Below are 26729 nucleotides of genomic sequence, written 5' to 3'. Positions count from 1 at the left end.
GCGTGGGGTAGCGTCCTACAAGGTACAAGAACAAGCAAGGCCGCACGTACGGCCCTGCGGATGGAGGAAATACAACATGGCGACCTGGTTCGCACAGAGGCGGTTGCGCCAGAAGGTCTGTGACCTTCGACCGCAAATGTACCGCATGGCCTTTGCCTGGTGTCACGACGCCGCTTTGGCCGACGACCTGGTGCAGGAAGCGATGATGAAGGCCCTGACCCGGCTGAAATCGCTGCAGGACGAGAGCGCCCTGAAGGCCTGGGTGTTCCGCATCATGACCAACTGCTACCGGGACTGGGGACGGCGGCAGAAGGATACGGTGGACGTGGACAGCATGGAGCTGCCCTGCGAGGACTGTCCGGAGATGCAGACCGAACGCAACCGGATGGTGTCGGATGTCCACCGTGCGATGGCGCAGTTGAGCGCGGATCACCGACAGGTGGTGTCGCTCGTGGACCTGGAGGGGTTCGCATACGCAGAGGTCTCGGAGGTGCTGGATGTGCCGATCGGGACCGTAATGAGCCGCCTGAGCCGGGCTCGGGCGCAACTGAAAAAGGTGCTGTTGGAACAGCAGGCCGACCAGGGGCAAGCGGCTGATGGACCCCATCTTCAGGTAGTGAGGAATCGGCATGGCTGAACACCGTCTCAATGCGCAGGATCGCCCCAGCGAGGAGATTCTCAATGCGTTCGTCGATGGCGAATTCTCGCCCGAGGATCGCCTCAATACACTGAAGCTGATCTCCTCCAGCGAGCGCCTGAGCCGAGAGGTCTGCGATATGCACCAGCTCAAGGAGCTGGTGGGCATGGCCTACGAGGACCTTCCCACGGCCCAGTCAGGCGGCGGACGCTGTCGTATCTCCCGATCATCACGTACCCACTGGTTCCCGTCGATGGCGGCCGGGGTGGTGGCGCTCGTGCTGGGGTCCCTGGCGGGTTACGAGATTACGCGCGACGCCGGATTCCTCGGGAGTGGCGAACCAACCGCCTGGATCGGTGGTGATGCCGGCGAGACGGCGCTGATTGCCGGTAGCGATCAGGCCGATGGTTCCGCGCCGCAGGTCGTCGCGGCGACCGAGACTGACCAGATCCTGCTGCATATCAACGAGGCCGACCCGAAATCCATGGCCGAGCTGCTGGACGACATCGAGGCGATGTACCGCGACGCGGCGGCCGATGGTCGCGAGCTGAACGTGCAGGTCGTGGTGCACAACAACGCGATGGATTTCCTGCGCACGGACCGGGCTCCGTATCCCGAGCGGGTTGCGGCGCTCAGCCAGGAGTATGCGAGCCTGCGTTTCACGGCCTGCACCCAGACCCTCGATCGTCTGGCCCGCGAGGAGGGTGGCACGGTGGACATCCTCCCGCAGGCCGAACGGATCGATTCCGGCGTAGCCGAGGCCGCGCGCCGTCAGGCCGAAGGCTGGATCTACATCAAGGTATGATCGCGCCAGTCGCAGGTCATCCCGAGGGTTCGGCCTGGCGATGAACCCCCTCTCGTTTCTTGCGCGCCCCGGCTGGTTCCTGGCCGGGGCGCTTTTCGTACTGTCGCTGGGGGTCACCTGGGCCCTGTTCTCGTTCGAGCGAGACGGCGGCGAGACCGCTGATGCCGACGACACACTGCAGGTGGTCTATCACATCAATGCCGATGATCCGGCTCTGCACCTCAATGCCCTGCGCAACCTGCAGAACCATATCGACGGCAGTGCGGTGGATCGTCTGGAGATCAAGGTCGTGATGCACGGTGGCGGGGTCAGTCTGCTGCAGCACGCCAAGGACGACCCCGACCTTCGCAGTACTGTGGACACCCTGAAGATGCAGGATGTGCGGTTCCTCGTCTGCGGCAACACCCTGGACAAGCGCGGGATCGAGCTGGACGATCTGCATGATGCCGAGCCCAAGGACCGTGTGTCCTCGGGCATTGGCGAGCTGACGCGGCTGCAGCGCGCGGGCTACACCTACATCAAGCCGTGATCCCGACTTCGGTCGATGTCCGCCTCCAGCGTCGCGAGGCGTTCGGGGGTGCCGATGTCGCGCCAGTCCCCCCTGTAGCGCTCTCCGCTCACCCGCCCGCCGCCGATGGCCTCGCGCAATAAGGGTCCCAGCGGGCGGCGCCCTTCGGGCAGGCCCGCGAACAGCGCGGGGTGATACCAGCCGATGCCGCTGAAGGTCAGCGGCGTGCCGGTATCCAGCGATACCCGCCCGCCGGACAGTCGAAAGTCGCCCTGCGGATGGTGCGGCGGGTTGTCCACCAGCACCAGGTGCGCAAGCGGGCCGCTTTCCGCGAGCGGCTGTTGGGCGGGAGGGTGGAGCGGGTGCTCACACCAGACGTCGCCATTGACCACCAGAAACGGCCCGTCGCCCAGCAGCGGCAGGGCCTGGCGGATGCCCCCCGCGGTTTCCAGCGCCCCCTCCGGTTCCTCGGAGTACAACAGTCGCGTGCCTGCGTACTCGGCCCCCAGCGCTTCGCGGATCTGTGCGCCCAGGTGTGCGGTGTTGATCACCACCGTGCGGTAGCCGGCCCGGGCCAGGCGTTCCAGGGTGTAGGCGATCAGCGGGCGTCCGGCGACCGGGAGCAGTGGCTTCGGGCAATGGTCGGTCAGCGGGCGCATGCGCTCGCCGCGTCCGGCGGCCAGGATCATCGCGCGCATCAGGCGTGCTCCCTGGCCGCATGGGCAGCGAACCAGCGGGCGACCGGCCCCAGTTCGGGGTGGCGCAGGCCCCGTTCCAGCAGTCGGTGCAGGCGCGGCAGGTGCTCCAGATAGCGGGGCTTGCCGTCGCGTTCGGCCAGGCGCACGAAGATGCCCAGGATCTTCACCGTGCGCTGCACGCCCAGCACGTGATAGTGCGCCATGAACGACGCGCGGGGCATGTCCGCGTTCGCCAGGTAGTGTTCGAGCCCGCGGGCGACCGTTTCGGCCGAGACCTCGCGGCGAGCGTCTTCCAGCAGCGAGACCACGTCATAGGCGGGACTGCCGATCACCGCATCCTGAAAGTCCAGCAGCGCGCAGGCCTGCTCGTCGCCGGGAGGCAGCATCAGATTGTCGACATGGAAATCGCGTAGCACCAGGGTGTCCGGGAGACCTGGCAGGGCCTCCAGCACCTGGTGCCAGGCGGCGTCGAACTCCGCACGCATGGCCTCCGGCATGGCGTGACCCCGCAGCCGTGGCCAGTGCCAGTCCGCGTACAGGGCCGTCTCTGCCAGCAGACGCTCGCGGTCATAGGGGGGGATGTGATCAGCGCGGCCTTGCTCGGGCCAGCGCTGATGGAGCGTGGCGAGCGTATCCAGGGCGCGCTGGTACAGCGGCCATTCGTTCGCCCCCTCGGCCAGGGCCCGGGTGAAGGTGCGGTCCCCCAGGTCCTCCAGCAGCACAAAGCCCGAGTCGGGCTCGTGTTCCAGTACCCGGGGCGGTCGCAGCCCCAGACCCTCCAGCAGCCGGGCGATTCGTACGAAGGGCTCGGTTGCCTCGCGTTCGGGCGGGGCGTCCATGATCACGACCGACACCCCGTCCCGACGGGCTCGGAAATAGCGGCGAAAGCTCGCATCCGCCCGCAGCAGGCGCAGGTCCTCGAACGCCCCGGGCAGGGTGTCCAGCCAGTGCTGCAAGGACTGGGCGCGGGCGTCTGGCGTATTCATGCCGAAGGTTCCATGGCGATGCGGGTCCCCGGTACGCGGACCACCTGCGTATCGAATCGCCCATCCGGGTGCAGATCCAGAATGCGGTAGCCGGCGTCCAGGGCCGCATCCACGGCGAACTCTTCGGAGCCCGGCGTGAACTGCACGCAGGTCGACGGGCTTCCGAGGAACTCGATCGCACCCCGCCGGGCCCGGAAGTCCTGGTGGATGTGACCAAACAGGCAGGCGCGCACCTGCGGATGGCGGTCGAGCACCGCGAACAGCGCGTCCGGATCCAGCAGCCCCAGGCGATCCATCCAGGCGCTGCCGATGGCCACTGGCGGATGGTGCAGGGCGACGACGGTGGGGCGGTCCGGGTCGGCCGACAGGCTTTTCTCCAGGCGCTCGCACTCTGACGCGTCCAGACGCCCGGCCGCCTCGCCGGGTGTGCTGGAATCCAGGCCGATCAGCTTCCAGGGCCCCAGCATTCTCTCGCCATGGACTTGACAGGTCTCGGGCTCCAGGGCGGTGCGCAGGGTCTGGCAATCGTCGTGGTTGCCGGCGAGTGCGAGCATCGGTTCGCGCCGGCTGCCCAGCAGTCGCGCCAGCCGAGCATAGGTCGCCGGTTCCGGATCCTCGGCCAGATCGCCGCTCAGGAGCAGGGCATCCGCCGCCGGCTCCCGGGGCAGGGCGCCGAGGATTCGTTCCAGCTGGGTGTCGCTGTCCGGATAGCCGGCCCGGATCGGCCCGGGCACGCGGCCCAGGTGGGTGTCACTGATCTGGATCAGGCGCTGCGTGGTGCTCATGGTGTGCATGGGTTCCCATGAAGTCCTGCGATTGTTGCGCGGCGTTTGCCGTCCGCGTGGGGAAGTGCCCTATACTGGATCGGGTGTACCTGTCGTCGTGCCGGGTCCGTTCCGACATGGGGTCGGAAGGCGGTCCGGCGAGGGGCCGATATGAGCCAAGAAGCCGAAACTATCCTGGAGTCCGGGTATCGTCCGTCCGAGGACGAACCCTACATGAATCCGCGTCAGCTGGACTACTTTCGCGCCAAGCTCGAGGCCTGGCGTGCGGAACTGATCGAGGAGTCCGAGCAGACGCTCGAGCACCTGCGCACCGAGAGCTGGCAGGAACCGGACCCCAACGACCGCGCGACTCACGAGGCCGATGCCGGGCTGGAGCTGCGCACGCGCGATCGCTACCGCAAGCTGCTGAACAAGATCGATGCGGCCCTGGCGCGTATTGATCTGGGCGAGTACGGCTACTGCGAGGAGACCGGCGAACCGATCGGTATCGCTCGCCTGGAGGCTCGTCCGATCGCGACCCTGAGCGTGGCGGCCCAGGAGGCCCATGAACGCAACGAGGCGCGCTTCGGTCAGTAGGCAGTAGGCAGGGGCGCGACCGCGCCTGAAGCGAACGCAGGGCACACACATGGCGGACTGGTTTCTGGCGCAGGAGCCGATCATTCGGGTCGGCATCCTGCTGTCCGTTCTGGCGATCATGGCGACCTGGGAGATCCTGGGGCCGCGACGTCCCCTGTCGGTGGGCAAGGCCTATCGCTGGTCGAATAACTGGGGCGTGGTGATTACCGGCACGCTGCTGACCCGGTTCCTGTTCCCGGCGGGGCTGGTGGGCCTGGGGCTGTTCGTCGAGACCCAGGGCTGGGGGCTGCTGCAGATGCTGGACCTGCCCTTCTGGCTGGTCGTGCTGATCGCGGTCGTGGTCCTCGATTTCGCGATCTGGGCCCAGCACGTGATGTTTCATGCCGTCCCGTCGCTGTGGCGGCTGCACCGCATGCACCATGCGGATCTCGACTTCGACGTGACCACCGGCCTGCGCTTCCACCCGCTGGAAATTGTGCTGTCGTTCGGTATCAAGGCCATGGTGGTGGTCGCAATCGGCGCCCCGGCACTGGCGGTGCTGATCTTCGAGGTGATCCTCAGCTCGCTGGCCCTGTTCAACCACTCCAACGTGCGCATGCCGGCCGCGGTGGACCGGGTGCTGCGCTGGTTCATCGTCACGCCGGACTTCCACCGCGTCCACCATTCCTGGTATCCGCACGAGACCAACTCGAACTTCGGATTCAACCTCTCGCTCTGGGACCGGATCATGGGGACCTACCGCGCGCAGCCGCAGGACGGGCATGACGGGATGACGATTGGGCTGAACCAGTTCCGTGACCCCGCCTGGGAGCGGCTCGATCGCATGCTGATCCAGCCATTCGTCGGGCCCGCCGACAGCTATCCGATCAATCGCCGCCCAGAGACCGAGGGGGATTCGCGGGAGGAGGTCACCCGCCGCCGGCGCTGATGGCGCGGTTGCGGCGGGCGGCCGGGGTCAGGGCTGGAGCCGTTTCGTGTAGACCCGGGAGTTTCGCGCCTGGTTGTAGTGCGCGCGCCGCTCGGGCGGCAGATCGTCGACCTTTCCGGTCGTGTAGCCGCGCTCCTGGAACCACTGCGCGGTGCGGGTCGTCAGCACGAACAGCTGCCGTGCGCCCTGTTCCCGCGCCAGTGACTCCATGGCCGCCAGCAGGCGGTCGCCCCGTCCGCTGCCGCGATAGTCGGCGTGCAGAGCCAGGCAGGCGATCTCCGCCGCTTGTTCGCCAAACGGATACAGCGCGGCGGTGCCGATGATCAGACCGTCGACATCCAGCACCTGGAAGCGCTCGATTTCCAGCTCCAGGTGCTCGCGTGCACGATGGACCAGGATGCCCTCGGCCTCCAGCGGCTGCAGCAGGGCATGGATACCGCCGACATCGTCGATCGTTGCCTGACGCAGCCGCTCCAGCGGTTCGCGCGAGACCAGCGTGCCGATCCCCTGGCGGGTGAACAGCTCGATCAGCAGCCCGCCATCGTCATGGCGGTCCACCAGGTGGACGCGCATCTCGCGCTGGCGGCAGGCATCGATCGCGCTCTTGAGGTGATTGGCCAGCTCCTCCGGCAGATCGTCCGATTCCGCCAGGAGCCGTTCCGCGGCGGGCACGGTCAGCTGGCCCAGGACCCCGTGTTGTGGATCGCGCAGGACCCCCGCCTCGGTCAGGAAGATCAGCTTGTCCGCGTTCAGGGCGATCGCGACCTGGGTTGCCACGTCCTCGCCGGAGAGGTTGAACACCTCGCCGGTGGGCGAGTACCCCAGCGGCGAAACCAGCGCCACCTGATCCTGGTCCAGCAGGTTGCGCAGGGCCTCGGTATCGACCCCGCGCACCTCGCCGGTGTAGTGAAAGTCCACGCCGCCACGCACGCCAAGCGGGCGCGCGGTGACGAAATTGCCGCTGGCCACGCGCAGCCGTGCATTGCCGGTGCCCGGCTGCCCCAGGCTGCGCGACAGCAGGCCCTCGATCTGCAGGCGCAGCCGGCCGACTGCATCCAGTACCGCCTCCAGCGCCGGCGCGTCGGTGACTCGCAGGCCCTCCGCGTACTGCGGCGTCAGGCCGCTCTCGGCCAGTCGGGCCTCGATCTGGGGGCGCACGCCATAGACCAGCACCACACGCACACCGAGCGCGTGCAGTTTGGCGATATCGCGCATCAGCTCCGGGAATTCCGGTGCCAGCGCAGCCTCGCCGGCCAGGGCGATGACCATGGTTCGACCCCGGTGCGCGGCGATATACGGCACCGCCCCGCGGAACCAGTCGAGTTCCGAGGGGTGCGGGGCGGCCCGGGTTTCACTGGGTGCGCCGGGCGTGGCACTGGCGGTGGCGGGAGGGTTCACGGGCGTGTCCGCGCGCGGATGGGCTTGTCGGACAGTGTAGGGAAAGCACGCGGTGGGCGCATCAGTGTGAGATCTGGGCTATTTCTTGCCCAGTGCGCGCGGGAGATCGTCGATCCGGTCGCCGGCGCTGACATCGTTTTCCGCGAACCAGCCCGCGTTGACCTCCAGCGCATAGAGCACGTCGCGTTTGGCTTCGTGCAGGGTGGTGGTCTGTGGCTCCATGGTTTCGATGTTGGTGATGCGGTAGTCGGTGTCGATAAACGCGACGTCCAGCGGGATGTAGGTGTTGCGCATCCACATCGCGTAGCGAGCCGGTCGATCCCAGACGAACAGCATCCCCTGGTCGTCGGCCAGTTCCTCGCGGTGCATCAGGCCCTGCCGGCGGGCGGGCTCGTCGGCGGCGATCTCCACGCTAAGCGTCCGCTCGCCGACCGTGAGCTCGGTGACGGGCAGGCCGGACTCGGCCTGGGTCGCGCCCCACAGCAGCAGGACCCCCAGCAAAGCCGCGCCCGCCACGAGGGCGGGCGCGATACGCGAGACTGCACGCATGCCGTCCGTTGCCGGCTAGTCGCCGCTCATGCGCCCCACGGCGCAGCTGGCGAAGGACTTGGCCTTGGCGCTGGCGGAACGCAGACCGGAGACCGAGCCCACCTCGGGGTAGCCCATGCTGGCCAGCTTCGCCGCGACCGCTTCGCGGGCGCTATCCGGGGCATGGACTTCCACGGCGCCGCCTTCCACATCGACCTCGGCTTCAGTGACGCCTTCGACCTGCATCAGGCCCTTGCGGATGGAGCTGGCGCAGCCGCCACACTTGATGTTCTCGACCTCGATTTTCATCAACGTTTCCTCCGGAAACTGGGGTTTGTACGACTCATTATGTACGATTCCGCATCTGCATAAACGTTCACGAGATCCGACCATGCCCGCCTATCGTTCCCGCACCACCACCCACGGCCGCAACATGGCCGGCGCCCGCGCCCTGTGGCGCGCCACCGGCATGAAGGATGGCGACTTCGGCAAGCCGATCATCGCCATCGCCAACTCCTTCACCCAGTTCGTGCCCGGGCACGTGCACCTGAAGGATCTGGGCCAGCTGGTCGCCGGCGAGGTGGAGAAGGCCGGTGGTGTGGCCAAGGAGTTCAACACCATCGCGGTGGATGACGGTATCGCGATGGGCCACGGCGGAATGCTCTATTCGCTGCCCTCGCGCGAGATTATCGCCGATTCGGTGGAGTACATGGTCAATGCCCACTGCGCCGATGCGCTGGTGTGCATCTCGAACTGCGACAAGATCACCCCGGGCATGCTGATGGCCGCGATGCGTCTGAACATCCCGGTGGTCTTCGTCTCCGGCGGCCCGATGGAGGCTGGCAAGGTGAAGCAGCCGGGTACCGACAACGTGATCCACCTGGATCTGGTGGATGCGATGGTCAAGGCCGCGGACTCCAGCGCCAGCGACGAGGAGGTGGAGGCCATCGAGCGCTCCGCCTGCCCGACCTGTGGATCCTGCTCCGGCATGTTCACCGCCAACTCGATGAACTGCCTGACCGAGGCCCTGGGCCTGTCGCTGCCGGGCAACGGCTCGCTGCTGGCCACCCATGCCGGGCGCAAGTCGCTGTTCGAACAGGCTGGAAAGCGTGTGGTCGAGCTCGCCAAGCGCTACTACGAGCAGGACGACGAATCCGTGCTGCCACGTTCGATCGCCACCTTCGAGGCCTTCGAGAACGCGATGAGCCTGGACATCGCGATGGGCGGCTCCACCAACACCGTGTTGCACCTGCTGGCGGCCGCGCGCGAGGGCGAGGTCGACTTCACCATGGCGGATATCGACCGCCTGTCGCGCAAGGTCCCGAACCTGTGCAAGGTGGCGCCGGCCACCCAGCTCTATCACATGGAGGACGTGCACCGCGCCGGTGGCGTGGTCGGCATCCTGGCCGAGCTGGACCGTGGTGGGCTGATCCACCGCGATATCCCGACGGTCCACGCCGACACCATGGGCCAGGCGCTGGAGCAGTGGGATGTGATGCGCCACGCCGCTGCCTCCGAGACCCTGTACAAGGCCGCGCCGGGCGGCGTGCCCACTCAGGTCGCGTTCAGCCAGGACAAGACCTGGGACAGCCTCGACATCGACCGCGAGAACGGCTGTATCCGCGATATCGAACATGCCTACTCCCAGGACGGCGGCCTGGCCGTGCTCTACGGCAACATGGCCCCGGACGGCTGCATCGTGAAGACCGCGGGGGTCGACGAGAGCATCCTGAAGTTCTCCGGCCCTGCGCGGGTGTTCGAGAGCCAGGACGCGGCCGTCGAGGCGATCCTCGGTGACCGCATCCAGGCGGGTGACGTCGTGATCATCCGCTACGAGGGTCCGAAGGGCGGCCCCGGCATGCAGGAGATGCTCTACCCGACCTCGTATCTGAAGTCCAAGGGGCTGGGCAAGGAATGCGCGCTGATCACCGACGGGCGCTTCTCCGGCGGTACTTCCGGGCTGTCCATCGGCCACGTCTCCCCGGAGGCCGCGCAGGGCGGCGCGATCGGCCTGATCGAGGAGGGCGACACCATCGTGATCGACATCCCCGGGCGCGAGATCCGCATCGACGTCGACGACGCCACCCTGGCAGCCCGGCGCGAGGCGATGGAGGCCCGTGGCGCGAAGGCCTGGAAGCCCGAGTCGCGGACCCGCCCGGTCACCCAGGCACTGCGCGCCTACGCCCTGATGACGACCTCCGCCGCCTTCGGCGCGGTGCGTGATATCTCCCGCTTCGAGGACTGACCGAGGGCTACCAGCAGGGTCGTAGGATGCGTTGAGCGGCAGCGAAACGCATCATGCTTGCCATTGGTGTCCGAATCGATGCGTTTCGCTGCCGCTCAACGCATCCTACGGTTCTTCGCTACGGTCGGGATGACCGAGACGGCCTGGAACGAAAAAACCAAACGACTGAACCACAGGGAGGTGGGGATGGCGATTACCGACTGGCCCGCGGCCGAGCGTCCGCGGGAGAAGCTGATTGAGCGGGGCGCGGCCGCGCTTTCGGACGCAGAGCTGCTGGCGATCTTTCTGCGCACCGGCGTGGCCGGCAAGAGCGCGGTCGATGTCGCGCGCGATCTGCTCAGCCGCTTCGGCGGGCTGCGGCCTCTATTGCAGTCCGATCAGGCGGGATTTTGCGCGGCGCCGGGGCTGGGGGATGCCAAATACGCCCAGCTCCAGGCGGTGCTCGAGATGGGTCGGCGGCACCTCGCCGCCGACCTGGAGCGTGGCGATGCGTTGACCTCGCCGACTGCCACCCGCCAGTTCCTTGCGGCGCGTCTGCGCGACTATCCCTTCGAGGTCTTCGCGGTCCTGTTCCTGGATAACCGCCATCGGGTGATCGCCTTCGAGGAGCTGTTCCGCGGCACGATTGACGGCGCCGCCGTGCACCCGCGCGAGGTCGTGCGGCGTGTGCTGCACCACAATGCGGCCGCGGTGATCCTTGCCCACAACCACCCGTCCGGGGTGGCCGAGCCCTCGGGCTCGGATATCGCGATCACCCGGCGTTTGACCGAGGCCCTCGGGCTGGTGGATGTGCGGATACTCGATCACGTGGTGATCGCCGACACCCCCGTATCCATGGCTGAACGGGGGCTGCTGTAGACCCTGGCTAGCTTGCCAGGCGCCGCCAGAGGGTCTCGATTGGCCCGGGGCCGATGTAGCGTTGCCAGAGCAGGGAGAAGGTGACCTGGAACACCCAGATCGCCAGCACGATGCCGAGCAGTTCGAGGTGCCCGAACTGCGAGAACAGGCCGAGCCCGATCCCGTAGAAGATCATCGCGGCGAGGATCGACTGGCCGATGTAGTTGGTCAGCGCGAGGCGGCCGACCGCCTCGAGGGCGCGGATGACGCCTGGCAGGATCCGCCGCCGCCCGTCGGGGTGGGCCAGCAGGATCACCAGGGCGACCCAGGCCAGGGCAATCGCGACACTGCCCCACAGGTTGGCGATGCGGCCCAGGAACATCGAGTAGCGCAGATCCCACTCCACGGCCGTGTTGAACCACAGCCCCGCCAGTACCAGCGGGATGCCGGCGCCCAGTCCGATCAGCACGACGCGCCGATAGCCGGCCAGTGACCAGGTCCCGTGAAGGAAACCGAGCCGCAGCAGGGCCATGCCGATGAACATCATCGCGAGCATCTGCCACAGGCGCTCGGAGAAGAACATCCACAGCTGCGCAGTCAGTGCACCGGTCGCCCGTTCGCCGGTCGCCGCCAGCCAGTGCAGGGACATCCGGTTGAGCTCGTCGCTGACGACATCGGCGCCGGGCTGCCAGTAGCGCTCGTTGAGCATCTGCAGCCAGTGCTCGGGGACAAGGAAGATCAGGATCGCGCTCAGCACGAGCCAGAGCGCGGTCAGCCCGCCGATCAGGGCGACCCCGAGGCCCAGCAGGGTCATCGGCGGGTGGTCGCGAAAGTGCATGGCCACCAGCCCGCACACCGCATAGGCCGCGAGGATGTCGCCGGGCCACAGGATCAGCCCGTGTGCCAGTCCGATCAGGAACAGCCAGCCCATGCGGCGGCGAAAGCGCTGCTCGAAGGTGTCGGCCGGATGGCGCGAGCCCGAGGCCATCAGCACGACCCCGGCCCCGAACAGCAGGGTCAGCATGCTGATGAACTTCTCGTCCGCTAGCACGTGGACCACGATCCAGGCAATCCAGTCCGCCAGCGGGAGGGGACCCAGTGCCATCGGGTTCAGGTATTCGCTGGAGATACGCCCGAACGACTGGATGTTCATCACCAGGATGCCGAGGATCGCGACTCCGCGCAGCACATCCAGAACGATCACGCGTTCCGGTGCGGACGGGGACGTATTGGCGGGCAGGGTCCGGGCCATGGAGTGAGCCATTCCGTGCTGTGCGGCCCTTCGGTAGCCGGACGGAAGGCGTCGTCGGCCGGGTCAGGGCAGGTTGACCCTGCAGGATAGGCGATGGTGCCCGGGGGCGTTCAAGGCCCCCGGGCCAATGGTCGTTTATCCGCGGATCTCCCAGTGTCCGGGTGCGTCCGGGCAAGCCGTACCGGTGTGGCGTTCGCCGTCGATCATCATCTCGAAGTCGCGGCAGCCGCTGTCGCGAACGCGCCCCGGCGTCATGTGCACCGGCTGCCCATTGGCATTGTCCCAGTAGACGGGTTGTCCGGGCTCGGCCAGTTCCAGGGCATGTCCCATGCAGGCCTGGTCATTGCGGTCCATCTGGCGTCCGATCATGCCGCCTAGCACCGCGCCACCGGCCGCCCCGATCAGAATGGCCACCGGATCGCCGTCGCCGACCTGGTGGCCGATGACGGCGCCGGCACCGCCGCCAATCGCCGCGCCGATTGCGTCGCGGTTGCAGCGGCCGTCCATCACGCCGTAGTCGTGTTCCCAGCGATCGTAACTGTAGCCGTGGTACCCGGCATACCCCGGGTCGTTCTGCGCGCGCCAGCCGTGGGCCGGTGCCCAGGGCGGTGGGGAGGCCAGGGTGTCGGCGGCGAAGCCGAACAGCATCGCGGCCGCCAGCGCCTTCAGATGAGTGGGTACACCGCGTCGGGAATGGTTGCGTTTCCGTGCCATGGTCCGTCTCCTTTCGACCGTGCTCGGCTTCAGCCTCGCGCGGGGTTGCTGAACGGTTCTTTAACAGGGAATGGCGGTTTTCGGAAACGTGAAGGGCGTCAATGCCGGGGTGTGTACGGGTTCACGGAGTCGCATGCTCGAGGGCCTGCTCCAGCGCCCGTAGCAAGGCATCCACCTGAGCCTCGGTGTGGGCGGCGGACAGGGTGATGCGCAGCCGTGCCTGGCCCTCGGGGACTGTGGGCGGACGGATCGCCGGGACCAGAAACCCGGCGGCCAGCAGCCTCTCGGCCACGTCGCTAGCGCGGTGGGCGTCACCGATCTGGACCGGCTGGATGGGGGTCAACGGAGGCGGGTGCTGCAGGCCGAGCCGGTCCAGGCCCGCCCCCAGGCGCTGGAGCAGGCCCTGCAGGTGCGCCCGCCGATCCGTTGCGGCCTCGGCGATGCGCACGGACGCCAGCGTTGCGGCGGCGAGGGCGGCCGGCATCGCGGTGGTGTAGATGTAGGGCCGGGCGGTCTGGATCAGGGTCTCGATCAGGGCTTCGGAGCCGGCAACGAAGGCCCCGGCGGCGCCGAATCCCTTACCCAGCGTGCCCATCAGGATCGGCACATCGTCCGCGCCGAGGCCGTGGTGCTGGCAGCTGCCGCCACCGGTCGCGCCCAGCACCGACAGGCCGTGGGCGTCATCCACCATCAGCCAGGCATCGAACTCGCGCGCCAGCGCGGCTAGCTCCGGCAGGGGTGCGATATCCCCGTCCATGGAGAACACCCCGTCGGTGACGACCAGCCGATGCCCGCGATCGGGAGCCCGCTCCAGGCGATCGCGCAGGTGCCCGGGATCGGCATGACGATAGCGCTGGCTGCGCGCGCCGGCCAGGCGCACGGCATCGATCAGCGAGGCATGGTTCCAGCGGTCCTCGAACACCGTGTCGTGGCGGCCGGCCAGCGTCTGTACCAGCGCCAGGTTGGCCATGTAGCCGGTCGAGAACAGCAGCGCGCGCTCGCGCCCGGTGAAGCGCGCCAGCGCCTGCTCCAGTTCCACATGGGCGCGGGTGTGGCCGTTGATCAGATGGGCGGCCCCGGCCCCAAACCCGTAGCGGTCGAGGGCCTCGCGGGCGGCGGCAGCGACGGCCGGATCGGCCGCCAGACCCAGGTAGTCGTTGGAGCAAAAGGCGACGATCGATTTACCGTCGATGACCTGCTCCGGCTGCTGCGGCCCGTCCAGCGTGCGCAGACGGCGCCAGCGACCGTCCGTGCGCACGCGGTCGAGGCGGGCCTGCAGAAAGGCCTGCAGCGACTCACTCATGGTGAATGGCTCATGGTGAATCGCTCACGGCCGCAGCCCGGCGCGCAGGAAGATCGGCCAGTGGACGCGGGCGGTGATGTCCGTATTCGGCCACAGCGCGCGCAGGGCCGGCTCCAGCACGGCCAGCGGATCCTGGCCGGCCGTCTGCGCGCGGCGGATGGCTGACCAGGTGCCGAGGTAGCCGAGCAGGGTGTCGCGGCCCCATTCGCGGTCGATCCGAAACTCGGGCGTCTCGATCTCCGGCCAGGGGAACGGCAGGTCGCGGTAGTGGCTGCGGATATGGCTGCGTTCTTCCGGCCACCAGGGCGCCAGGGTGGTGTCGTGAAAGTCGGTCAGCAGGCGGTCCAGCGCCGGGTCCTCGGCGCGCAGGATGCCGTAGCCCCAGATCGCCAGCAGGCCGCCCGGGCGCAGGACGCGTGCAACCTCGTCATGGAACTCGGCGTGGCGAAACCAGTGCGCGGCCTGGGCGACGCAGGCGAGATCCACCGAGGTATCGGCCAGTGCGCAGGCCTCGGCGGCGCAGGCTACTCGGTTGATCCCGGCTGTCGCCGGCAGAGCGGCCAGCAGGGCTGGGGCGGCATCGGTCGCTACGACCTGGGAGAAGTGAGGCTGCAGGCCCTGCGCGGCCTGGCCATTGCCGCTGGCGCAGTCCCAGGCCTGTTCGTGGTGCGGGGTGCGCGCGGCCAGCCAGTCAAAGAGATCGGCGGGGTAGTCCGGGCGGTGGCGGGCATACGCCGCCGCCACCGCCGAGAAATGATCGGGAAAGTCGCCCGCCACTGGCCGGTCGGCATCAGGCCGATGCGGAGGCGGGCCGGTCCGATTCCCCGGGGGCTTCCGGCCCGGTCTCCGGGTGCAGGCCCAGGCGTTCGAACAGCGCGAGGTCGTGGTTCTCGCCGGGGTTCGGTGTGGTCAGCAGGGTGTCGCCGTAGAACAGCGAGTTGGCGCCGGCCAGGAAGCACAGGGCCTGCATCTCGTCGGACATCTCGGTGCGCCCGGCGGACAGGCGCACGTAGGAGGCCGGCATCAGGATGCGGGTGGCGGCGATGGTGCGCACAAACTCCAGCGGATCGAGATGTTCGATCCCGTGCAGTGGGGTGCCCTCGACCTGGATCAGCTGATTGATCGGGACTGACTCCGGGTGCTTCGGCAGGTTGGCCATCTGCTGCAGCAGACGCGCCCGGTCACGGCGCGATTCGCCCATGCCGAGGATGCCGCCGCAGCATACGTTCATGCCCGCTTCGCGTACGTGTTCCAGGGTTTCCAGGCGGTCTTCGTAGGTGCGCGTCGAGATGATGTGCCCGTAGAACTCCGGCGAGGTGTCGAGATTGTGGTTGTAGTAGTCCAGACCTGCCTCGGAGAGGCGTCGGGCCTGCTCGGCCTTCAGCATGCCCAGAGTCATGCAGGTCTCCAGGCCTTCTTCCTTGACCGCACGGACCATCTCGATCACGCGCTCCAGGTTCTTGTCGGTGGGGTTGCGCCAGGCGGCACCCATGCAGAAGCGGGTCGCGCCCTGGGCGCGGGCGTTGCGCGCCGCCTCCAGCACCTCATCCAGTGGCAGCAGGCGCTCGCGTTCCAGCTCCACTTCGTGGTGCGCGCTCTGCGGGCAGTAGGCGCAGTCCTCGGGGCAGGCCCCGGTCTTGATCGACAGCAACGTGCTGACCTGTACTGCGTTCGGATCGAAGTGTTCGCGGTGCACGGTCTGCGCGCGGAAGATCAGGTCATTCAGCGGCAGGTCGAGCAGGGCCTCGACCTCGTCGGTGTTCCAGTCGTGTCGGGGCGTGCTCATGAGTGTGGCTCCTTGTCGGCTTCCGCCGGGATGGCGACATCGGCCCAGGGTTCGCGGTAGACGCGGAACAGGGCGTAGACCGTCCACGGCAGCAGGATGGCGGCAGCCACGGCCCAATAGGCGCGGTAGTAGGCCAGATCCGGCGGGAAGAAGGTGGCGACCCCGATCAGCAGGCCCATCAGCGCGTAGTAGCGATAGGCCGCCCACTGCGTGAAATGGCCCACGCGCGGATCGGGGTGGTGCTTGTTCAGGGCGTACACCAGCATGGAGGCGCCAAACCACAGCACTAGCGGCACGATGCCCATGATCGCGGCAATGATGAAGCCGACTCCGACCCCCTCGCTGCTAACCACAAACAGCGGGATGCCGGCAATCGACACGCTGATCAGATTGCCGACGTCGAACATCGCGGCGGCGCGCCGCGAACTGCGTGCGGAGACGGTCTTGGTCGCCATGGACTACCCTGAATGCAAAAGCGGAAGCATACCATCATGGCTCATCCCCCTTCAGCCACGCCGGGGCAAACTGGAGAGCGATCGGGCGCGCTGCGTGCGCTGAGCGCCTGGGCGGCCCGGGCGCTGTATCCCGACCACTGTGGCTTGTGTCTGGCCCCGTTGCCGGAGGGCGGGGCCATCTGTCCTGCCTGCCGCAAGGACCTGGTGCGGGTGGAGGCCCCGTGCCCGGGTTGCGCGGCACCCCTGCCGGCGACAGTGGCCTGCCCCGCCTGTCAGCGCCGCCCTCCGGCAGTAGACGCCCTGCGGGCGCCATGGGCCTATGCCTGGCCGCTGGATCGGGTGCTGCTGGCCTACAAGCGCAGCGGCCACGCCCGCGCTGAACGGATCCTCGTGGACCTGGCCGCACAGGCAGCCCGCGAACGCCGGGATGTGCCGACACCGTTGCCTACCCGCGTGGTGCCCGTTCCATTGCACCCCTCGCGCCTGCGCGAGCGCGGGTTCAATCAGTGCGAGCCGCTGGCGCGGTGCGTCGCCGAGGTCCTGGGGCTCCCGCTGGATACCGCATGCGTTCGCCGCGTACGGGCCACGCCTTCGCAGCAGACGCTGAGCGGTCCACAGCGGCGCCGGAACCTGCGCGATGCATTTGCCGTGAACGCGGAGTTGGCGGGCGAGCGGGTGCTGCTGGTGGACGATGTGGTCACGACCGGGGCGACCCTGGATGCGCTGGCCCGTGCGCTGCGGGCGGCGGGAGCCGCGTCGGTCGAGGGCTTGGCACTTGCTCGCGCGTAAGCGCGTTAGCCTCCCAGATGGTGATCCGCGATCATCGCGAGCATCACCACGGCGCCGAGATAGTGGTTGTTCTTGAATGCCCGCAGGCAGTCGGCCGGCTCGCGTTCGGCGATCAGGAACTGCTGGTAGAACATCAGCATCGCCACGATCACCAGCCCCGCCGTGTAGTAGCCGCCGAGCCCGGCATGCTGGCCGATCAGGTACAGCCCCAGCCAGACGAGTATCTGCAGCCCAGCCGTGATCAGCCGGTCCATCTCGCCGAATGCGATCGCAGTGGACTTCACCCCGATCTTCAGGTCGTCCTCGCGGTCCACCATGCCGTAGAAGGTGTCATATACCACGGTCCAGGCGAGCACGGTCACGTACAGCAGCCAGGCGAGCGGGGGCGGGTGGTCCCCGGTGACCGCGGTAAAGGCCATGGGCACGGCCCAGGCGAAGGCCGCGCCCAGGTGCACCTGCGGAAAGTGGTGAAAGCGCTTGGCGAAGGGATAGGTAGCGGCCAGCACCACCGCGACCAGGGAATAGAGAATGGTCAGCAGGTTGGTGAACAGCACCAGCACGAAGGCGGTCAGCGCCAGCACGGCGAAGGTTGCCAGGGCCTCGTTCGGGGTGATGGTGCCCAGTGCCAGCGGGCGGTCGCGCGTGCGGGCGACATGGGCGTCGAAGTCGCGGTCCGCGTAGTCGTTGATCGCACAGCCGGCCGAGCGCATCAGCACGACGCCGGCAACGAAGATGAAGATCAGCGAACCCGGCGGCCAGCCCTCGGCTGCGATCCAGAGCGCCCACAGAGTCGGCCACAGCAGCAGATAGATGCCGACAGGCCGGTCCAGGCGGACCAGTCGGGCCAGTTCCCACAGGCGTGCACGTGCGTCCATGGCGGCCAAGCTTACCAGCCCGGCGCGCCGGATGGATGAGGAAGGGGGCGGGTCGGGCAATCCCCGGCCCGATCGTGCTGGGGGCCGGCGCTCAGTCCGCGGTCAGCGGGAACAGGGTCAGTTCTACACGCCGGTTCAGCGCGCGGCCCTCGGCGGTTTCGTTGGTCGCGATGGGCTGATGCGGCCCGAAGCCGACGGTGTCGACGCGCACCGACTGGACGCCGCGCCGTATCAGGGCGCGCCCGACGCTCTGAGCGCGCCGTTCCGACAGGTCCATGTTGTACTCGACGCGTCCGGTGATGTCGGTATGGCCGGCGACCTCGATACCGGTCTGGTCGTATTCGGCCAGGACCAGCGCCACCGAGTTCAGCACCTCCTCGAACTCCGGTTTGATGTCGGTGCGGTCGATATCGAAGGTGATGTGCCCGGGCATGTTCAGGATGATGTTGTCGCCGTCGCGGGTCACGCTGACACCGGTTCCCCGCAGCTGCTCGCGCAGCTCGGCCTCCTGGCGGTCCATGTAGTTGCCGATCGCACCGCCGGCCAGGGCCCCGATCCCGGCCCCGATCATCGCGCGCTGGGTGCGGTTGCGGCGGCTGGTGATGCTGCCGACCACGGCCCCGGCAGCCGCGCCGACACCGGCGCCGATGGCCGTGCGCGATACCCGCTCCTCGCCGGTATAGGGATCCGTGGTGGTACAGCCGATGGCGAAGGTCAGAAAACCGACCAGTACCAGAACACCAATGCGCGAGATCATGCTTGCCCCCCAGCCGGGAAGGAACTCCCGGGTTTCAGTCTGCGCCCACGGGCGCGCTCGGGAACAGGATTGCGCCGTTGCTTGAACGGAAGGTGAACCGGGCGTCAGGCCGTGTCGTTTTCGTGACACAGTTGGCGCAATACCGGGGTGGTGTCGGGGTGGATGCCGCGCCAGGTCGCGAAGGCCTCGGCGGCCTGCTCGACCAGCATGCCCAGGCCGTCCGACGTCTGCCGGCAGCCAGCATCCCGGGCCCAGTCGAGGAACCGGGCCGCACCGGGGCCGTAGACCAGGTCGTAGGCCAGGCTGTCCGGGTGCACCAGCGTCGCGGGCAGGTTCAGGCCCGCGTCGGACAGGCCGGCGGCGGTGGCGTTGATGACCAGATCGAACGGGCCGGCGGGCAGGGCGTCGAGGCCGCAGGCGGAGAGCTCGGTATCGATCGCCAGGTCGGCGAAGTCCTCGGCCAGTGCCTCGGCCCGCGCCGCAGTGCGGTTGGCGATCACCAGCTGTGCGGGGTGGCGCTCCAGCAGGGGCTGCAGCAGCCCGCGGGTCGCGCCGCCGGCCCCGAGGATCAGGATGCGCCGGCCGGGCACCTCGCCACCCAGGCGGTCGAGGTCGCGGCAGAAGCCGATGCCGTCGGTGTTGTCGCCGTGGAGCTGGCGCTCGTCGTCGCGCCAGAGGGTGTTCACGGCGCCGGCGCGCCGGGCGCGGTCGGTCAGGACCCGGGCCAGGGCGAACGCCTCTTCCTTGAACGGGACGGTCACGTTCAGGCCGCGGAACCCGGAGGAGAACCATGCCCAGACCTCCTCGGCGAACTGCCCCGGGGTGCCGAGCAGGGCCTCGTAGGTCAGGTGCTGCCCGGTCTGTTCGGCGAATAGGGCATGGATGCGCGGCGACAGCGAATGGCGGATCGGGTTGCCGACCACGCCATAACGATCGGGGCGCGGCTCGCTCATCGGGCCGCGTCCTCCGTCAGCCATTCGGCCACGGTGCGGGCGTAGTAGGTGAGGATGCCGTCGGCCCCGGCGCGCTTCATGCCGGTCAGGGCCTCCAGCACGCAGGCGCGCTCGTCCAGCCAGCCGCGTTCGGCGGCGGCCTTGAGCATCGCGTACTCGCCGGAGACGTGATAGACGAAGGTCGGGCGCTGGAACTCGTCGCGAATCCGGCGGACCACGTCCAGGTACGGCATCCCCGGCTTGACCATCACCATGTCGGCGCCCTCGGCCAGGTCGAGCGCGACCTCGTGCAGGGCCTCATCGCCGTTGGCCGGGTCCATCTGGTAGGTCTCCTTGCCGCCCTTGCCCAGATTGCTGGCCGAGCCCACCGCATCGCGGAACGGCCCGTAGAAGGCCGAGGCGTACTTGGCGGAGTAGGCGAGGATGCGCGTGTGCACGTGCCCGCCATCTTCCAGCGCGGTGCGGATCGCGCCGATGCGCCCGTCCATCATGTCGGAGGGGGCGACCACGTCGGCCCCGGCCGCGGCATGCGACAGCGCCTGCTTCACCAGCGCCTCGACGGTGATGTCGTTCACCACGTAGCCGTCATCGTCGATGATGCCGTCCTGGCCGTGGGTGGTGAACGGGTCCAGGGCGACGTCGGTGATCACGCCGAGCTCGGGGTGGGCCTGCTTCAGCGCGCGTACCGCGCGCTGGGCCAGGCCCTCGGGGTTCCAGGCCTCGGCGGCATCCAGGCTCTTCTTCTCGCCCGGGACCACCGGGAACAGGGCCAGCGCCGGGATGCCGAGGCGCACGGCGGCGGCCGCCTCCTCCAGCAGCAGGTCGATGCTGACGCGCTCCACGCCGGGCATCGACGGCACCGCCTCGCGCACCCCTTCGCCCTCGGTGACGAACACCGGCAGGATCAGGTCGTCCGCGCGCAGGTGATGCTCGCGCATCAGGCGGCGGGAGAAGGCGTCGCGGCGCATGCGGCGCGGACGGCCGGCGGGATAGGGGGCGATCGGTGCGGTCATGCGGGTCGTCCTTGTTGGTGGGTCAGCCGGCGGACTCGGCCAGCCAGTCGCGCGGCTTCAGATAGCGCTCGTAGAGTTCGGCCTCGGGCGTGCCGGCCTCCGGCTGGTAGTTGTATTCCCAGCGCACCAGCGGCGGCAGCGACATCAGGATCGACTCGGTGCGCCCGCCCGACTGCAGGCCGAACAGGGTACCGCGGTCGTAGACCAGATTGAACTCGACATAGCGCCCGCGCCGGTAGAGCTGGAACTGGCGCTCGCGCTCGCCGTATTCGGTCGCGTGGCGACGCTCGACGATCGGGCCATAGGCATCCAGATAGGCATTGCCGACGCTCTGCATGTAGCCGAAGGCGTGCTCGAAGCCGCCCTCGCTGAAGTCGTCGAAGAACAGCCCGCCGACGCCGCGCGGCTCGTCGCGGTGCTTGAGATGAAAGTACTCGTCGCACCACTGCTTGTGCGCCGGGTAGAGGTGCTCGCCGAACGGACGACAGGCGGCCTCGGCCGTGCGGTGCCAGTGGATGCAGTCCTCGTCGAAACCGTAGTACGGGGTCAGGTCGAAGCCGCCGCCGAACCACCAGATCGGCTCCTCGCCGGGCTTCTCCGCGATGAAGAAGCGCACATTCGCGTGCGAGGTCGGCACATACGGGTTGTGCGGGTGGATCACCAGCGACACGCCGGTGGCCTGGAACGAGCGTCCGGCCATCTCCGGGCGGTGCGCGGTGGCCGAGGCCGGGAGGTTGTCGCCCATCACATGGGAGAAGTTGACCCCGGCCTGCTCGAAGACCCGCCCCTCGTGCATTACACGGGTGCGGCCGCCGCCGCCGGCCGGGCGTTCCCAGGCGTCCTCCTGGAAGCGGGCCTGGCCGTCCAGGCCCTCGAGACCCTGGCAGATGCGGTCCTGCAGGCCCTGCAGGTAGTCGATGACACGGTCGATGGAGACGTGGTCCTGGCTCATGCTGCGTCCCGGTTGGTTATTCGTGGGTATCCGGCGCGCCCCGGAGCCAGGCCCCGGTGCGGGCATCGCGGATCGTGCTGGGTGCGGTGCGCCCGCCACATTCTGCCTGCAGGATCGCGTCGATGCCCGCCCCGAGCTGCGTGTTCACGCAGTCCCAGGTGCGGCAGGGCTCTATGCCCGCGCGGTTGGCGCTGGTGGAGACCAGGGGGCTGCCCGCGGCCGCGCACAGCGCGCGCGTCTCCGGGTGGGCGGTGACGCGTACCGCGAGGCTGTCGTGTTCGCCGCGCAGCAGCGGCGGGCAGGCATCGGTGACGGGTAGCAGCCAGGTGGTCGGCCCAGGCCAGCTGGCGTCGATCTCGGCCCGGCGTTCGGCCGGTAGCGGCGCCAGCCAGGGCGCGAGGCGATCCAGCCGGTCGGTGACCACAATCAGTCCCTTGGTGGCCGGGCGGCCCTTGATCTCGAGGATGCGATCGATCGTCCGGGGGTCATCCGGGCGGCAGCCAAGGCCGAAGACCGCCTCGGTGGGGTAGGCGACCACGCCGCCGTCGCGCACGCACTGCGCGACGGGCTCGATCTCGGGGGTTAGCAGCGGTTGGCTATTCGGATCCACGGTCGCCGGAGGGCTGGGCACTCAGGCGGCTGTCGCCGCTGCCGGATTTCGCGCTACCAGACTTGGCGGTCGAAGCCTTCTTCGCCGGGGCCTTCTTCGCCGGGGCCTTCTTCGCCGGGGCCTTCTTCGACGTGCTCGTCTTCTTTGCGGTGGCCTTTTTCGTGCCCGTCTTGCTGGCGGCCTTCTTGGTGGTGGCTGCCTTTTTCGTGGTCGTCTTCTTTGCGGTCGACGACTTGGAGGCGGTTTTCCCGGAGGACTTGCCGGTCGACTTGGCCGCCCCCTTGCGGCCGCGGCCCTTGCGTTCCGGGGCGGCGGCGATCAGTTCCTGGCACTGCTCCAGCGTCAGGGACTTGGGATCGGTCTCCTTGGGGATCTTGGCGTTCTTGTTGCCGTCGGTCACGTAAGGGCCGTAGCGCCCGTTGAGGACCTGGATGCCCTCTTCGTCGAAGCTCTTGATGAAGCGTTCGGCGTCCTTCTTCTTCTTCTCGGCGACGATCTCCAGCGCGCGCGGCAGCTCGATGGTCCAGACGTCGTCGTCCGGGCCGAGGGAGGCGTACTTGGAGCCGTACTTCACGTACGGTCCGAAGCGGCCGATGTTGACCATCACCGGCTCGCCCTCGGGCGTCTCGCCGAGGTCGCGCGGCAGCTTGAACAGCTCCAGCGCCTCGTCGAGGGTGATTTTGTCCATCTTCTGCCCGGGCAGCAGGCCGGCGAAGCGCGGCTTCTCCTCGTCGTCCTTGGTGCCGATCTGCACGATCGGGCCGAAACGGCCCAGGCGCACGCTGACCGGGCGTCCGCTCTGCGGATCGGGGCCCAGTTCGCGCGACTGCACGGCCTCGGCGCGAGTGACGTTTTCTTCCTTCTCCTTCACCCGGTCGCGGAAGTCGCCCCAGAAATCCTCCAGCACCGGGACCCAGTCCTTCTCGCCGCGCGAGATCGCGTCCAGCTCGTCTTCCAGCTTCGCGGTGAAGTCGTAGTCCACGTAGCGGTCGAAGTGCTGGGTCAGGAAGCTGTTCACGATCCGGCCGGTGTCGGTCGGGATGAAGCGCTTGCCGTCCATCTCCACGTACTCGCGCGACTGCAGCGTGGAGATGATGCTGGCGTAGGTGGACGGACGGCCGATGCCGTATTCCTCCAGCGTCTTCACCAGGCTGGCCTCGGTGTAGCGCGGCGGCGGCTCGGTGAAGTGCTGGTCGGCGGTGACCTCTTCCAGCTGGACCGTGTCGCCCTCGGCCATTTCCGGCAGGCGCTTGTCCTCGTCGTCATCCTGCGCGTCGTCGCGGCCCTCCTGGTAGACGGCGATGAAGCCGGGGTCGACCAGGGTGGAGCCGGTGGCGCGGAACTGGTGTCGGCTGTCACCCGGGACCAGGTCGGCGGCCACGGTGTCGAAGGTCGCGTGGATCATCTGGCAGGCGACGGTGCGCTTCCAGATCAGGTCGTACAGCCGGGCCTGGTCACTGCTCAGGCGGGCGCGGACCTCGTTCGGCAGGCGGCGCACGGAGGTCGGGCGGATAGCCTCGTGGGCCTCCTGCGCGTTCTTCGACTTGGTCTTGTACTGGCGCGGGCTGTCGGGGACGTTGTTGGCGCCATAGCGCTCCTCGATCAGGCCGCGGATCTCGCCAATCGCCTCGCCGGCCAGGGCCACCGAGTCGGTACGCATGTAGGTGATCAGGCCGATCGCGCCGGAGCCCAGATCGATCCCCTCGTACAGCTGCTGCGCGGTGCGCATGGTGCGCGATGCGGTGAAGCCCAGCTTGCGCGAGGCCTCCTGCTGCAGGGTCGAGGTGGTGAACGGCGCGGCCGGGTTGCGGCGGCGCTGCTTCTTCTCGACCTTGGCGACACGCAGCTCGCCGTTCGCGGCCTCGGTCAGGCGCTTCTGGGCGTCATGTGCGAGTTCGGCGCTGTTCAGGTCGAACTGGTCCAGCTTGTTGCCGTCCAGGTAGGTCAGGCGCGCGGTGAACGGCTGCTCCTGGCGCTCGACCTTCGCATCCAGGGTCCAGTATTCGCGCGGGACGAAGGCCTCGATCTCGTTCTCGCGCTCGCAGATCATGCGCAGTGCCGGGCTTTGCACGCGCCCGGCGGACAGGCCGCGCTTGATCTTGCGCCACAGCAGCGGGGAGAGGTTGAAGCCGACCAGGTAGTCCAGCGCGCGGCGCGCCTGCTGGGCATCGATCAGCGGCTTGGCCAGGTCGCGCGGTTCCTCGATCGCCTGCTGGATCGCCTTCTTGGTGATCTCGTGGAACACGACCCGATGCACGCCACGATCGTCTAGCAGGCCGCGGTCACGCAGCACCTCGTAGAGATGCCAGGAGATTGCCTCGCCTTCACGGTCGGGGTCAGTCGCGAGGATCAGGTCATCGGATTTCTTCAGCGCCTTGGCGATCGCCTCGATCTGCTTTTCGCTGCGCTCGATCACGTCGTACTTCATGCGGAACCCGTTTTCCGGGTCCACCGCCCCTTCCTTGGGGACCAGGTCGCGGACATGGCCATAGGAGGCCATGACCTGGTAGTCCGGGCCGAGATATTTTTCGATGGTCTTGCCCTTGGCGGGCGACTCTACAATGACGAGGTGCTTGCTCATGTCGCTCGGGACCGTCTCCGTGGCAGCGGGTTCCGTATCGGGGCGATCGCGGTCGCATGGCAGCGACCGGGTTCACGGGCGCTAAAGACTAGAGGAGGAAAACGCCCGTGGCTACCGCATTGTCTGCGGAGGACGGTGGACTCAGTGCAGATAATCCACGGCCGACGGGCCGGCATCGTCGCGCATCACCTCTTCCAGGCGGGAATAGGCGATCGCATCGTCGGGCTGGTTGAACAGCACCATCAGCACCACCCAGCGCAGCTGGTCGAGGTCGATCTCCTCGGCGTCCAGTTCCATCACGCGGTCCAGTACCAGCTCGCGGGTGCCGGCGGTCAGCAGCCCGTTTTGCTCCAGGTGCAGCAGGAAGCCGTGCGCCTCGGTGTCCAGGCGCTTGCGCTCTTCCGGGGCATAGATGCGCTGGGCCGCGCTGTCGCCGCCGCGACCGGTGAGGGGGGCCTCGCTCATCAGGCGATCCAGCCAACCCAGGGCGCGGTCGATCTCGGGGCGGGCGAAACCGGCCTCCACCAGGTGGCGTTCCAGTTCCGCGCGATCCGGCTCCTCGTCGGATTCCTCGTCCATGGTGTGCTCGAACAGGTACATGAGCACATCCAGCACGCTTTCGTTCATGATTCAGGGGATCCTGCGTCGAGGCGCTGGTAGCGCCCGTGGTCGAGGGCGGCCACACGGCCGTTGAGTTCCAGCAAAACCAGCATGGATGAAAGGCGCTCGATGGTCAATTTGGTGCGATCCCGCAGGGTTTCCAGCGGGATCGGGTCAAAACCCATCGCGTTCAGCACGCGTTCCTGCTCCGGATCCAGTGGCTCCCGGGCCGGTTCCGGTGGTGTGCTGGCTGTCTCCCCGGGGGCGACGCCGAGCCAGTCCGCCAGGTCTTCCAGCACCTCGTCGGCCGATTCCACGAGTTGCGCCCCATCACGGATCAGGCGATGGCAACCTCGGCTGACCGGGCTCAGTACCGAGCCCGGCACCGCGTAGACCTGCCGGCCCTGTTCCGCCGCCAGGCGGGCGGTGATCAGCGATCCGCTCTTCAGCGCGGCCTCGACCACGACCGTGCCCAGGGCCATGCCGCTGATCACCCGGTTGCGCTGCGGGAAGTTGCGCGCCAGTGGGCGCGTGCCGGTTGGCCACAGCGATACGACCAGTCCGTGATCCGCGATGCGGTGGGCGAGGCGACGATGCTGCGCCGGGTAGATGCGGTCGGGGCCGGTCGCGACGACTGCGATCGTGCGGCCACCGGGGGCAGCCAGGGCGCCCTCGTGGGCCACCCCGTCGATGCCGCGCGCCAGGCCGCTGGTCACCACCACGCCGGCACCGGCGAGCTCGCGCGCGAACTCCCCGGCCAGGCGTTCGCCCTGCGGCGTGCACTCGCGTGCGCCGATGATGGCGATCTGCGGCCGATGCAGCAGGCTCGGGTCGCCGTTCAGGTACAGGACCGGGGGCGGATCGGGGATTTCGGCCAGTAGCGGCGGGTAGTCGGGGTCATCCCGGCATAGCAGGTGGTGCCGCTCGTCCTGGTCGAGCCAGGCCTGGTCGGCATCGGCGGCTGCCGTGCGGGCCGCCGGGTCGATATTCAGCTCGACGCCGTGATGGCGCCATTCGCTAGGAGAAGCGGCCAGGGCGGCGCCGGGACCGCCAAAGGCCTCGACCAGATGCAGCAGGCGCTGGTGGCCGAGCCCCGGGGTGTTGATCAGTTCCAGCCAGGCGCGCTGATGCGTCGCCCGGTCCCAGTCGTCGGTCATC

General features: G+C 68.3%; 29 protein-coding genes. 8 read left to right on the top strand and 21 right to left on the bottom strand.

Translation table 11 applies throughout. The annotated features are described in order from the left end of the window. The first annotated feature begins 76 nt into the window (after positions 1-76). The 3 genes from F466_RS0100610 to F466_RS0100600 are packed head-to-tail and all read left to right on the top strand — an operon-like array spanning position 77 to position 1971. On the top strand, positions 77-637 hold the full coding sequence (locus F466_RS0100610; RefSeq protein WP_012983665.1) for an RNA polymerase sigma factor: 561 nt from the start codon (positions 77-79) through the stop codon (positions 635-637). Beyond that, complete coding sequence (locus F466_RS0100605) at positions 630-1442, top strand: hypothetical protein (RefSeq protein WP_012983664.1); 813 nt, start codon at positions 630-632, stop codon at positions 1440-1442. Before F466_RS0100610 ends, F466_RS0100605 begins: the two co-directional genes overlap by 8 nt. A gap of 40 nt (positions 1443-1482) precedes the next feature. After that, positions 1483-1971, top strand: coding sequence for a DsrE family protein (locus F466_RS0100600; RefSeq protein WP_012983663.1), 489 nt, complete (start codon positions 1483-1485; stop codon positions 1969-1971). Here F466_RS0100600 and murU read toward each other — a convergent pair. The 3 genes from murU to F466_RS0100585 are packed head-to-tail and all read right to left on the bottom strand — an operon-like array spanning position 1956 to position 4428. Beyond that, positions 1956-2648: an N-acetylmuramate alpha-1-phosphate uridylyltransferase MurU gene (gene murU, locus F466_RS0100595; protein ID WP_012983662.1), complete on the bottom strand. Its 693-nt coding sequence runs from the start codon at positions 2646-2648 to the stop codon at positions 1956-1958. The genes F466_RS0100600 and murU overlap by 16 nt on opposite strands. Then, entirely contained in the window at positions 2648-3634 is a 987-nt protein-coding gene (locus F466_RS0100590) for an aminoglycoside phosphotransferase family protein (RefSeq protein ID WP_018993210.1), read from the bottom strand. Before F466_RS0100590 ends, murU begins: the two co-directional genes overlap by 1 nt. Next, complete coding sequence (locus tag F466_RS0100585) at positions 3631-4428, bottom strand: phosphodiesterase (RefSeq protein ID WP_018174904.1); 798 nt, start codon at positions 4426-4428, stop codon at positions 3631-3633. The genes F466_RS0100590 and F466_RS0100585 overlap by 4 nt, the downstream gene beginning before the upstream one ends. A 141-nt stretch (positions 4429-4569) precedes the next feature. Between F466_RS0100585 and dksA the strand changes: the two genes are divergently transcribed. Both dksA and F466_RS0100575 read left to right on the top strand, forming a co-directional pair. Next, positions 4570-4995 (top strand): RNA polymerase-binding protein DksA, encoded by a 426-nt coding sequence (gene dksA, locus F466_RS0100580; RefSeq protein ID WP_012983659.1) that lies wholly within the window; start codon positions 4570-4572, stop codon positions 4993-4995. Positions 4996-5044: 49 nt separating this feature from the next. Continuing rightward, positions 5045-5923: a sterol desaturase family protein gene (locus F466_RS0100575; RefSeq protein ID WP_012983658.1), complete on the top strand. Its 879-nt coding sequence runs from the start codon at positions 5045-5047 to the stop codon at positions 5921-5923. A gap of 27 nt (positions 5924-5950) precedes the next feature. On the opposite strand, the gene argA is transcribed toward F466_RS0100575, so the two are convergent. From argA to F466_RS0100560, 3 genes are all read right to left on the bottom strand, one after another. Then, positions 5951-7192 (bottom strand): amino-acid N-acetyltransferase, encoded by a 1242-nt coding sequence (gene argA / locus F466_RS0100570; RefSeq protein ID WP_018138916.1) that lies wholly within the window; start codon positions 7190-7192, stop codon positions 5951-5953. A 207-nt stretch (positions 7193-7399) separates the two neighbouring features. Continuing rightward, a complete protein-coding gene (locus F466_RS0100565; protein ID WP_018174901.1) occupies positions 7400-7870 on the bottom strand; it encodes a DUF192 domain-containing protein in 471 nt (156 codons plus the stop codon). Positions 7871-7885: 15 nt separating this feature from the next. After that, entirely contained in the window at positions 7886-8158 is a 273-nt protein-coding gene (locus F466_RS0100560; RefSeq protein WP_012983655.1) for a heavy-metal-associated domain-containing protein, read from the bottom strand. Between the two features lie 82 nt (positions 8159-8240). Between F466_RS0100560 and ilvD the strand changes: the two genes are divergently transcribed. Next, the gene (ilvD, locus tag F466_RS0100555) at positions 8241-10094 is read left to right on the top strand and encodes a dihydroxy-acid dehydratase (RefSeq protein ID WP_018993209.1); all 1854 of its coding nucleotides are present in this window, start codon (positions 8241-8243) and stop codon (positions 10092-10094) included. A 186-nt stretch (positions 10095-10280) separates the two neighbouring features. Further along, complete coding sequence (gene radC, locus F466_RS0100550; protein WP_018649101.1) at positions 10281-10952, top strand: DNA repair protein RadC; 672 nt, start codon at positions 10281-10283, stop codon at positions 10950-10952. 7 nt (positions 10953-10959) lie between these two features. Here radC and F466_RS0100545 read toward each other — a convergent pair whose 3' ends face one another. From F466_RS0100545 to F466_RS0100520, 6 genes are all read right to left on the bottom strand, one after another. After that, complete coding sequence (locus tag F466_RS0100545) at positions 10960-12183, bottom strand: DUF418 domain-containing protein (RefSeq protein WP_018993207.1); 1224 nt, start codon at positions 12181-12183, stop codon at positions 10960-10962. 135 nt (positions 12184-12318) lie between these two features. Continuing rightward, positions 12319-12897 carry a glycine zipper domain-containing protein gene (locus tag F466_RS0100540; RefSeq protein WP_018993206.1) on the bottom strand — a complete coding sequence of 193 codons (579 nt, stop codon included), beginning with the start codon at positions 12895-12897 and terminating at the stop codon, positions 12319-12321. A 121-nt stretch (positions 12898-13018) separates the two neighbouring features. Continuing rightward, a complete protein-coding gene (bioF, locus tag F466_RS0100535) occupies positions 13019-14200 on the bottom strand; it encodes an 8-amino-7-oxononanoate synthase (protein ID WP_018993205.1) in 1182 nt (393 codons plus the stop codon). Between the two features lie 24 nt (positions 14201-14224). Next, positions 14225-14977 carry a class I SAM-dependent methyltransferase gene (locus F466_RS0100530; RefSeq protein ID WP_018174894.1) on the bottom strand — a complete coding sequence of 251 codons (753 nt, stop codon included), beginning with the start codon at positions 14975-14977 and terminating at the stop codon, positions 14225-14227. 13 nt (positions 14978-14990) lie between these two features. Next, positions 14991-15986, bottom strand: a complete 996-nt coding sequence (gene bioB, locus F466_RS0100525) for a biotin synthase BioB (RefSeq protein WP_018993204.1) — start codon at positions 15984-15986, stop codon at positions 14991-14993. Continuing rightward, positions 15983-16441, bottom strand: a complete 459-nt coding sequence (locus tag F466_RS0100520; protein WP_012983647.1) for a hypothetical protein — start codon at positions 16439-16441, stop codon at positions 15983-15985. The genes bioB and F466_RS0100520 overlap by 4 nt, the downstream gene beginning before the upstream one ends. Before the next feature lie 12 nt (positions 16442-16453). On the opposite strand from F466_RS0100520, the gene F466_RS13810 reads away from it, so the two are divergent. Next, positions 16454-17230, top strand: coding sequence for a ComF family protein (locus F466_RS13810; protein WP_012983646.1), 777 nt, complete (start codon positions 16454-16456; stop codon positions 17228-17230). Positions 17231-17235: 5 nt separating this feature from the next. Here F466_RS13810 and ubiA read toward each other — a convergent pair whose 3' ends face one another. The 9 genes from ubiA to dprA form a co-directional block, all read right to left on the bottom strand. Then, entirely contained in the window at positions 17236-18105 is an 870-nt protein-coding gene (gene ubiA, locus F466_RS0100510) for a 4-hydroxybenzoate octaprenyltransferase (protein WP_018993203.1), read from the bottom strand. Between the two features lie 91 nt (positions 18106-18196). Continuing rightward, on the bottom strand, positions 18197-18862 hold the full coding sequence (locus F466_RS0100505; protein WP_012983644.1) for an OmpA family protein: 666 nt from the start codon (positions 18860-18862) through the stop codon (positions 18197-18199). A 104-nt stretch (positions 18863-18966) separates the two neighbouring features. Then, positions 18967-19815: a shikimate dehydrogenase gene (gene aroE, locus F466_RS0100500; protein ID WP_018993202.1), complete on the bottom strand. Its 849-nt coding sequence runs from the start codon at positions 19813-19815 to the stop codon at positions 18967-18969. Beyond that, positions 19812-20828 (bottom strand): porphobilinogen synthase, encoded by a 1017-nt coding sequence (gene hemB, locus F466_RS0100495; protein WP_012983642.1) that lies wholly within the window; start codon positions 20826-20828, stop codon positions 19812-19814. Before hemB ends, aroE begins: the two co-directional genes overlap by 4 nt. A 22-nt stretch (positions 20829-20850) precedes the next feature. Further along, the gene (gene hemF / locus F466_RS0100490; protein ID WP_012983641.1) at positions 20851-21780 is read right to left on the bottom strand and encodes an oxygen-dependent coproporphyrinogen oxidase; all 930 of its coding nucleotides are present in this window, start codon (positions 21778-21780) and stop codon (positions 20851-20853) included. Between the two features lie 16 nt (positions 21781-21796). After that, the gene (locus F466_RS0100485) at positions 21797-22390 is read right to left on the bottom strand and encodes an L-threonylcarbamoyladenylate synthase (RefSeq protein ID WP_012983640.1); all 594 of its coding nucleotides are present in this window, start codon (positions 22388-22390) and stop codon (positions 21797-21799) included. Then, a complete protein-coding gene (locus F466_RS0100480) occupies positions 22377-24971 on the bottom strand; it encodes a DNA topoisomerase I (protein ID WP_018993201.1) in 2595 nt (864 codons plus the stop codon). The genes F466_RS0100485 and F466_RS0100480 overlap by 14 nt, the downstream gene beginning before the upstream one ends. A 141-nt stretch (positions 24972-25112) precedes the next feature. Further along, positions 25113-25598: a DUF494 family protein gene (locus F466_RS0100475; RefSeq protein WP_012983638.1), complete on the bottom strand. Its 486-nt coding sequence runs from the start codon at positions 25596-25598 to the stop codon at positions 25113-25115. Next, positions 25595-26728, bottom strand: a complete 1134-nt coding sequence (dprA, locus tag F466_RS0100470; protein ID WP_012983637.1) for a DNA-processing protein DprA — start codon at positions 26726-26728, stop codon at positions 25595-25597. Before dprA ends, F466_RS0100475 begins: the two co-directional genes overlap by 4 nt. Position 26729 lies beyond the last annotated feature (1 nt).

The sequence above is a fragment of the Thioalkalivibrio sp. ALgr1 genome (genome assembly GCF_000378285.1).
GTDB lineage: Bacteria > Pseudomonadota > Gammaproteobacteria > Ectothiorhodospirales > Ectothiorhodospiraceae > Thioalkalivibrio.
The sequence above is the reverse complement of the archived record's forward strand: the minus strand, read 5'-3'. Positions and strand labels throughout refer to the sequence as shown.

Bases quoted from the DNA above. Each gene is read 5' to 3' on its own strand.
- dksA (WP_012983659.1), top strand. From the start codon at position 4,570: ATGAGCCAAGAAGCCGAAACTATCCTGGAGTCCGGGTATCGTCCGTCC.
- bioB (WP_018993204.1), bottom strand. From the start codon at position 15,986: ATGAGCACGCCCCGACACGACTGGAACACCGACGAGGTCGAGGCCCTG.
- F466_RS0100575 (WP_012983658.1), top strand. From the start codon at position 5,045: ATGGCGGACTGGTTTCTGGCGCAGGAGCCGATCATTCGGGTCGGCATC.
- hemF (WP_012983641.1), bottom strand. From the start codon at position 21,780: ATGAGCCAGGACCACGTCTCCATCGACCGTGTCATCGACTACCTGCAG.
- aroE (WP_018993202.1), bottom strand. From the start codon at position 19,815: ATGAGCGAGCCGCGCCCCGATCGTTATGGCGTGGTCGGCAACCCGATC.
- F466_RS0100480 (WP_018993201.1), bottom strand. From the start codon at position 24,971: ATGAGCAAGCACCTCGTCATTGTAGAGTCGCCCGCCAAGGGCAAGACC.
- argA (WP_018138916.1), bottom strand. From the start codon at position 7,192: ATGGTCATCGCCCTGGCCGGCGAGGCTGCGCTGGCACCGGAATTCCCG.
- F466_RS0100505 (WP_012983644.1), bottom strand. From the start codon at position 18,862: ATGATCTCGCGCATTGGTGTTCTGGTACTGGTCGGTTTTCTGACCTTC.
- bioF (WP_018993205.1), bottom strand. From the start codon at position 14,200: ATGAGTGAGTCGCTGCAGGCCTTTCTGCAGGCCCGCCTCGACCGCGTG.
- F466_RS0100545 (WP_018993207.1), bottom strand. From the start codon at position 12,183: ATGGCCCGGACCCTGCCCGCCAATACGTCCCCGTCCGCACCGGAACGC.
- F466_RS0100560 (WP_012983655.1), bottom strand. From the start codon at position 8,158: ATGAAAATCGAGGTCGAGAACATCAAGTGTGGCGGCTGCGCCAGCTCC.
- F466_RS0100610 (WP_012983665.1), top strand. From the start codon at position 77: ATGGCGACCTGGTTCGCACAGAGGCGGTTGCGCCAGAAGGTCTGTGAC.
- F466_RS0100540 (WP_018993206.1), bottom strand. From the start codon at position 12,897: ATGGCACGGAAACGCAACCATTCCCGACGCGGTGTACCCACTCATCTG.
- F466_RS0100520 (WP_012983647.1), bottom strand. From the start codon at position 16,441: ATGGCGACCAAGACCGTCTCCGCACGCAGTTCGCGGCGCGCCGCCGCG.
- F466_RS0100585 (WP_018174904.1), bottom strand. From the start codon at position 4,428: ATGCACACCATGAGCACCACGCAGCGCCTGATCCAGATCAGTGACACC.
- murU (WP_012983662.1), bottom strand. From the start codon at position 2,648: ATGCGCGCGATGATCCTGGCCGCCGGACGCGGCGAGCGCATGCGCCCG.
- F466_RS0100600 (WP_012983663.1), top strand. From the start codon at position 1,483: ATGAACCCCCTCTCGTTTCTTGCGCGCCCCGGCTGGTTCCTGGCCGGG.
- F466_RS0100605 (WP_012983664.1), top strand. From the start codon at position 630: ATGGCTGAACACCGTCTCAATGCGCAGGATCGCCCCAGCGAGGAGATT.
- ubiA (WP_018993203.1), bottom strand. From the start codon at position 18,105: ATGGACGCACGTGCACGCCTGTGGGAACTGGCCCGACTGGTCCGCCTG.
- hemB (WP_012983642.1), bottom strand. From the start codon at position 20,828: ATGACCGCACCGATCGCCCCCTATCCCGCCGGCCGTCCGCGCCGCATG.
- radC (WP_018649101.1), top strand. From the start codon at position 10,281: ATGGCGATTACCGACTGGCCCGCGGCCGAGCGTCCGCGGGAGAAGCTG.
- F466_RS0100590 (WP_018993210.1), bottom strand. From the start codon at position 3,634: ATGAATACGCCAGACGCCCGCGCCCAGTCCTTGCAGCACTGGCTGGAC.
- ilvD (WP_018993209.1), top strand. From the start codon at position 8,241: ATGCCCGCCTATCGTTCCCGCACCACCACCCACGGCCGCAACATGGCC.
- F466_RS0100565 (WP_018174901.1), bottom strand. From the start codon at position 7,870: ATGCGTGCAGTCTCGCGTATCGCGCCCGCCCTCGTGGCGGGCGCGGCT.
- F466_RS13810 (WP_012983646.1), top strand. From the start codon at position 16,454: ATGCAAAAGCGGAAGCATACCATCATGGCTCATCCCCCTTCAGCCACG.
- F466_RS0100475 (WP_012983638.1), bottom strand. From the start codon at position 25,598: ATGAACGAAAGCGTGCTGGATGTGCTCATGTACCTGTTCGAGCACACC.
- dprA (WP_012983637.1), bottom strand. From the start codon at position 26,728: ATGACCGACGACTGGGACCGGGCGACGCATCAGCGCGCCTGGCTGGAA.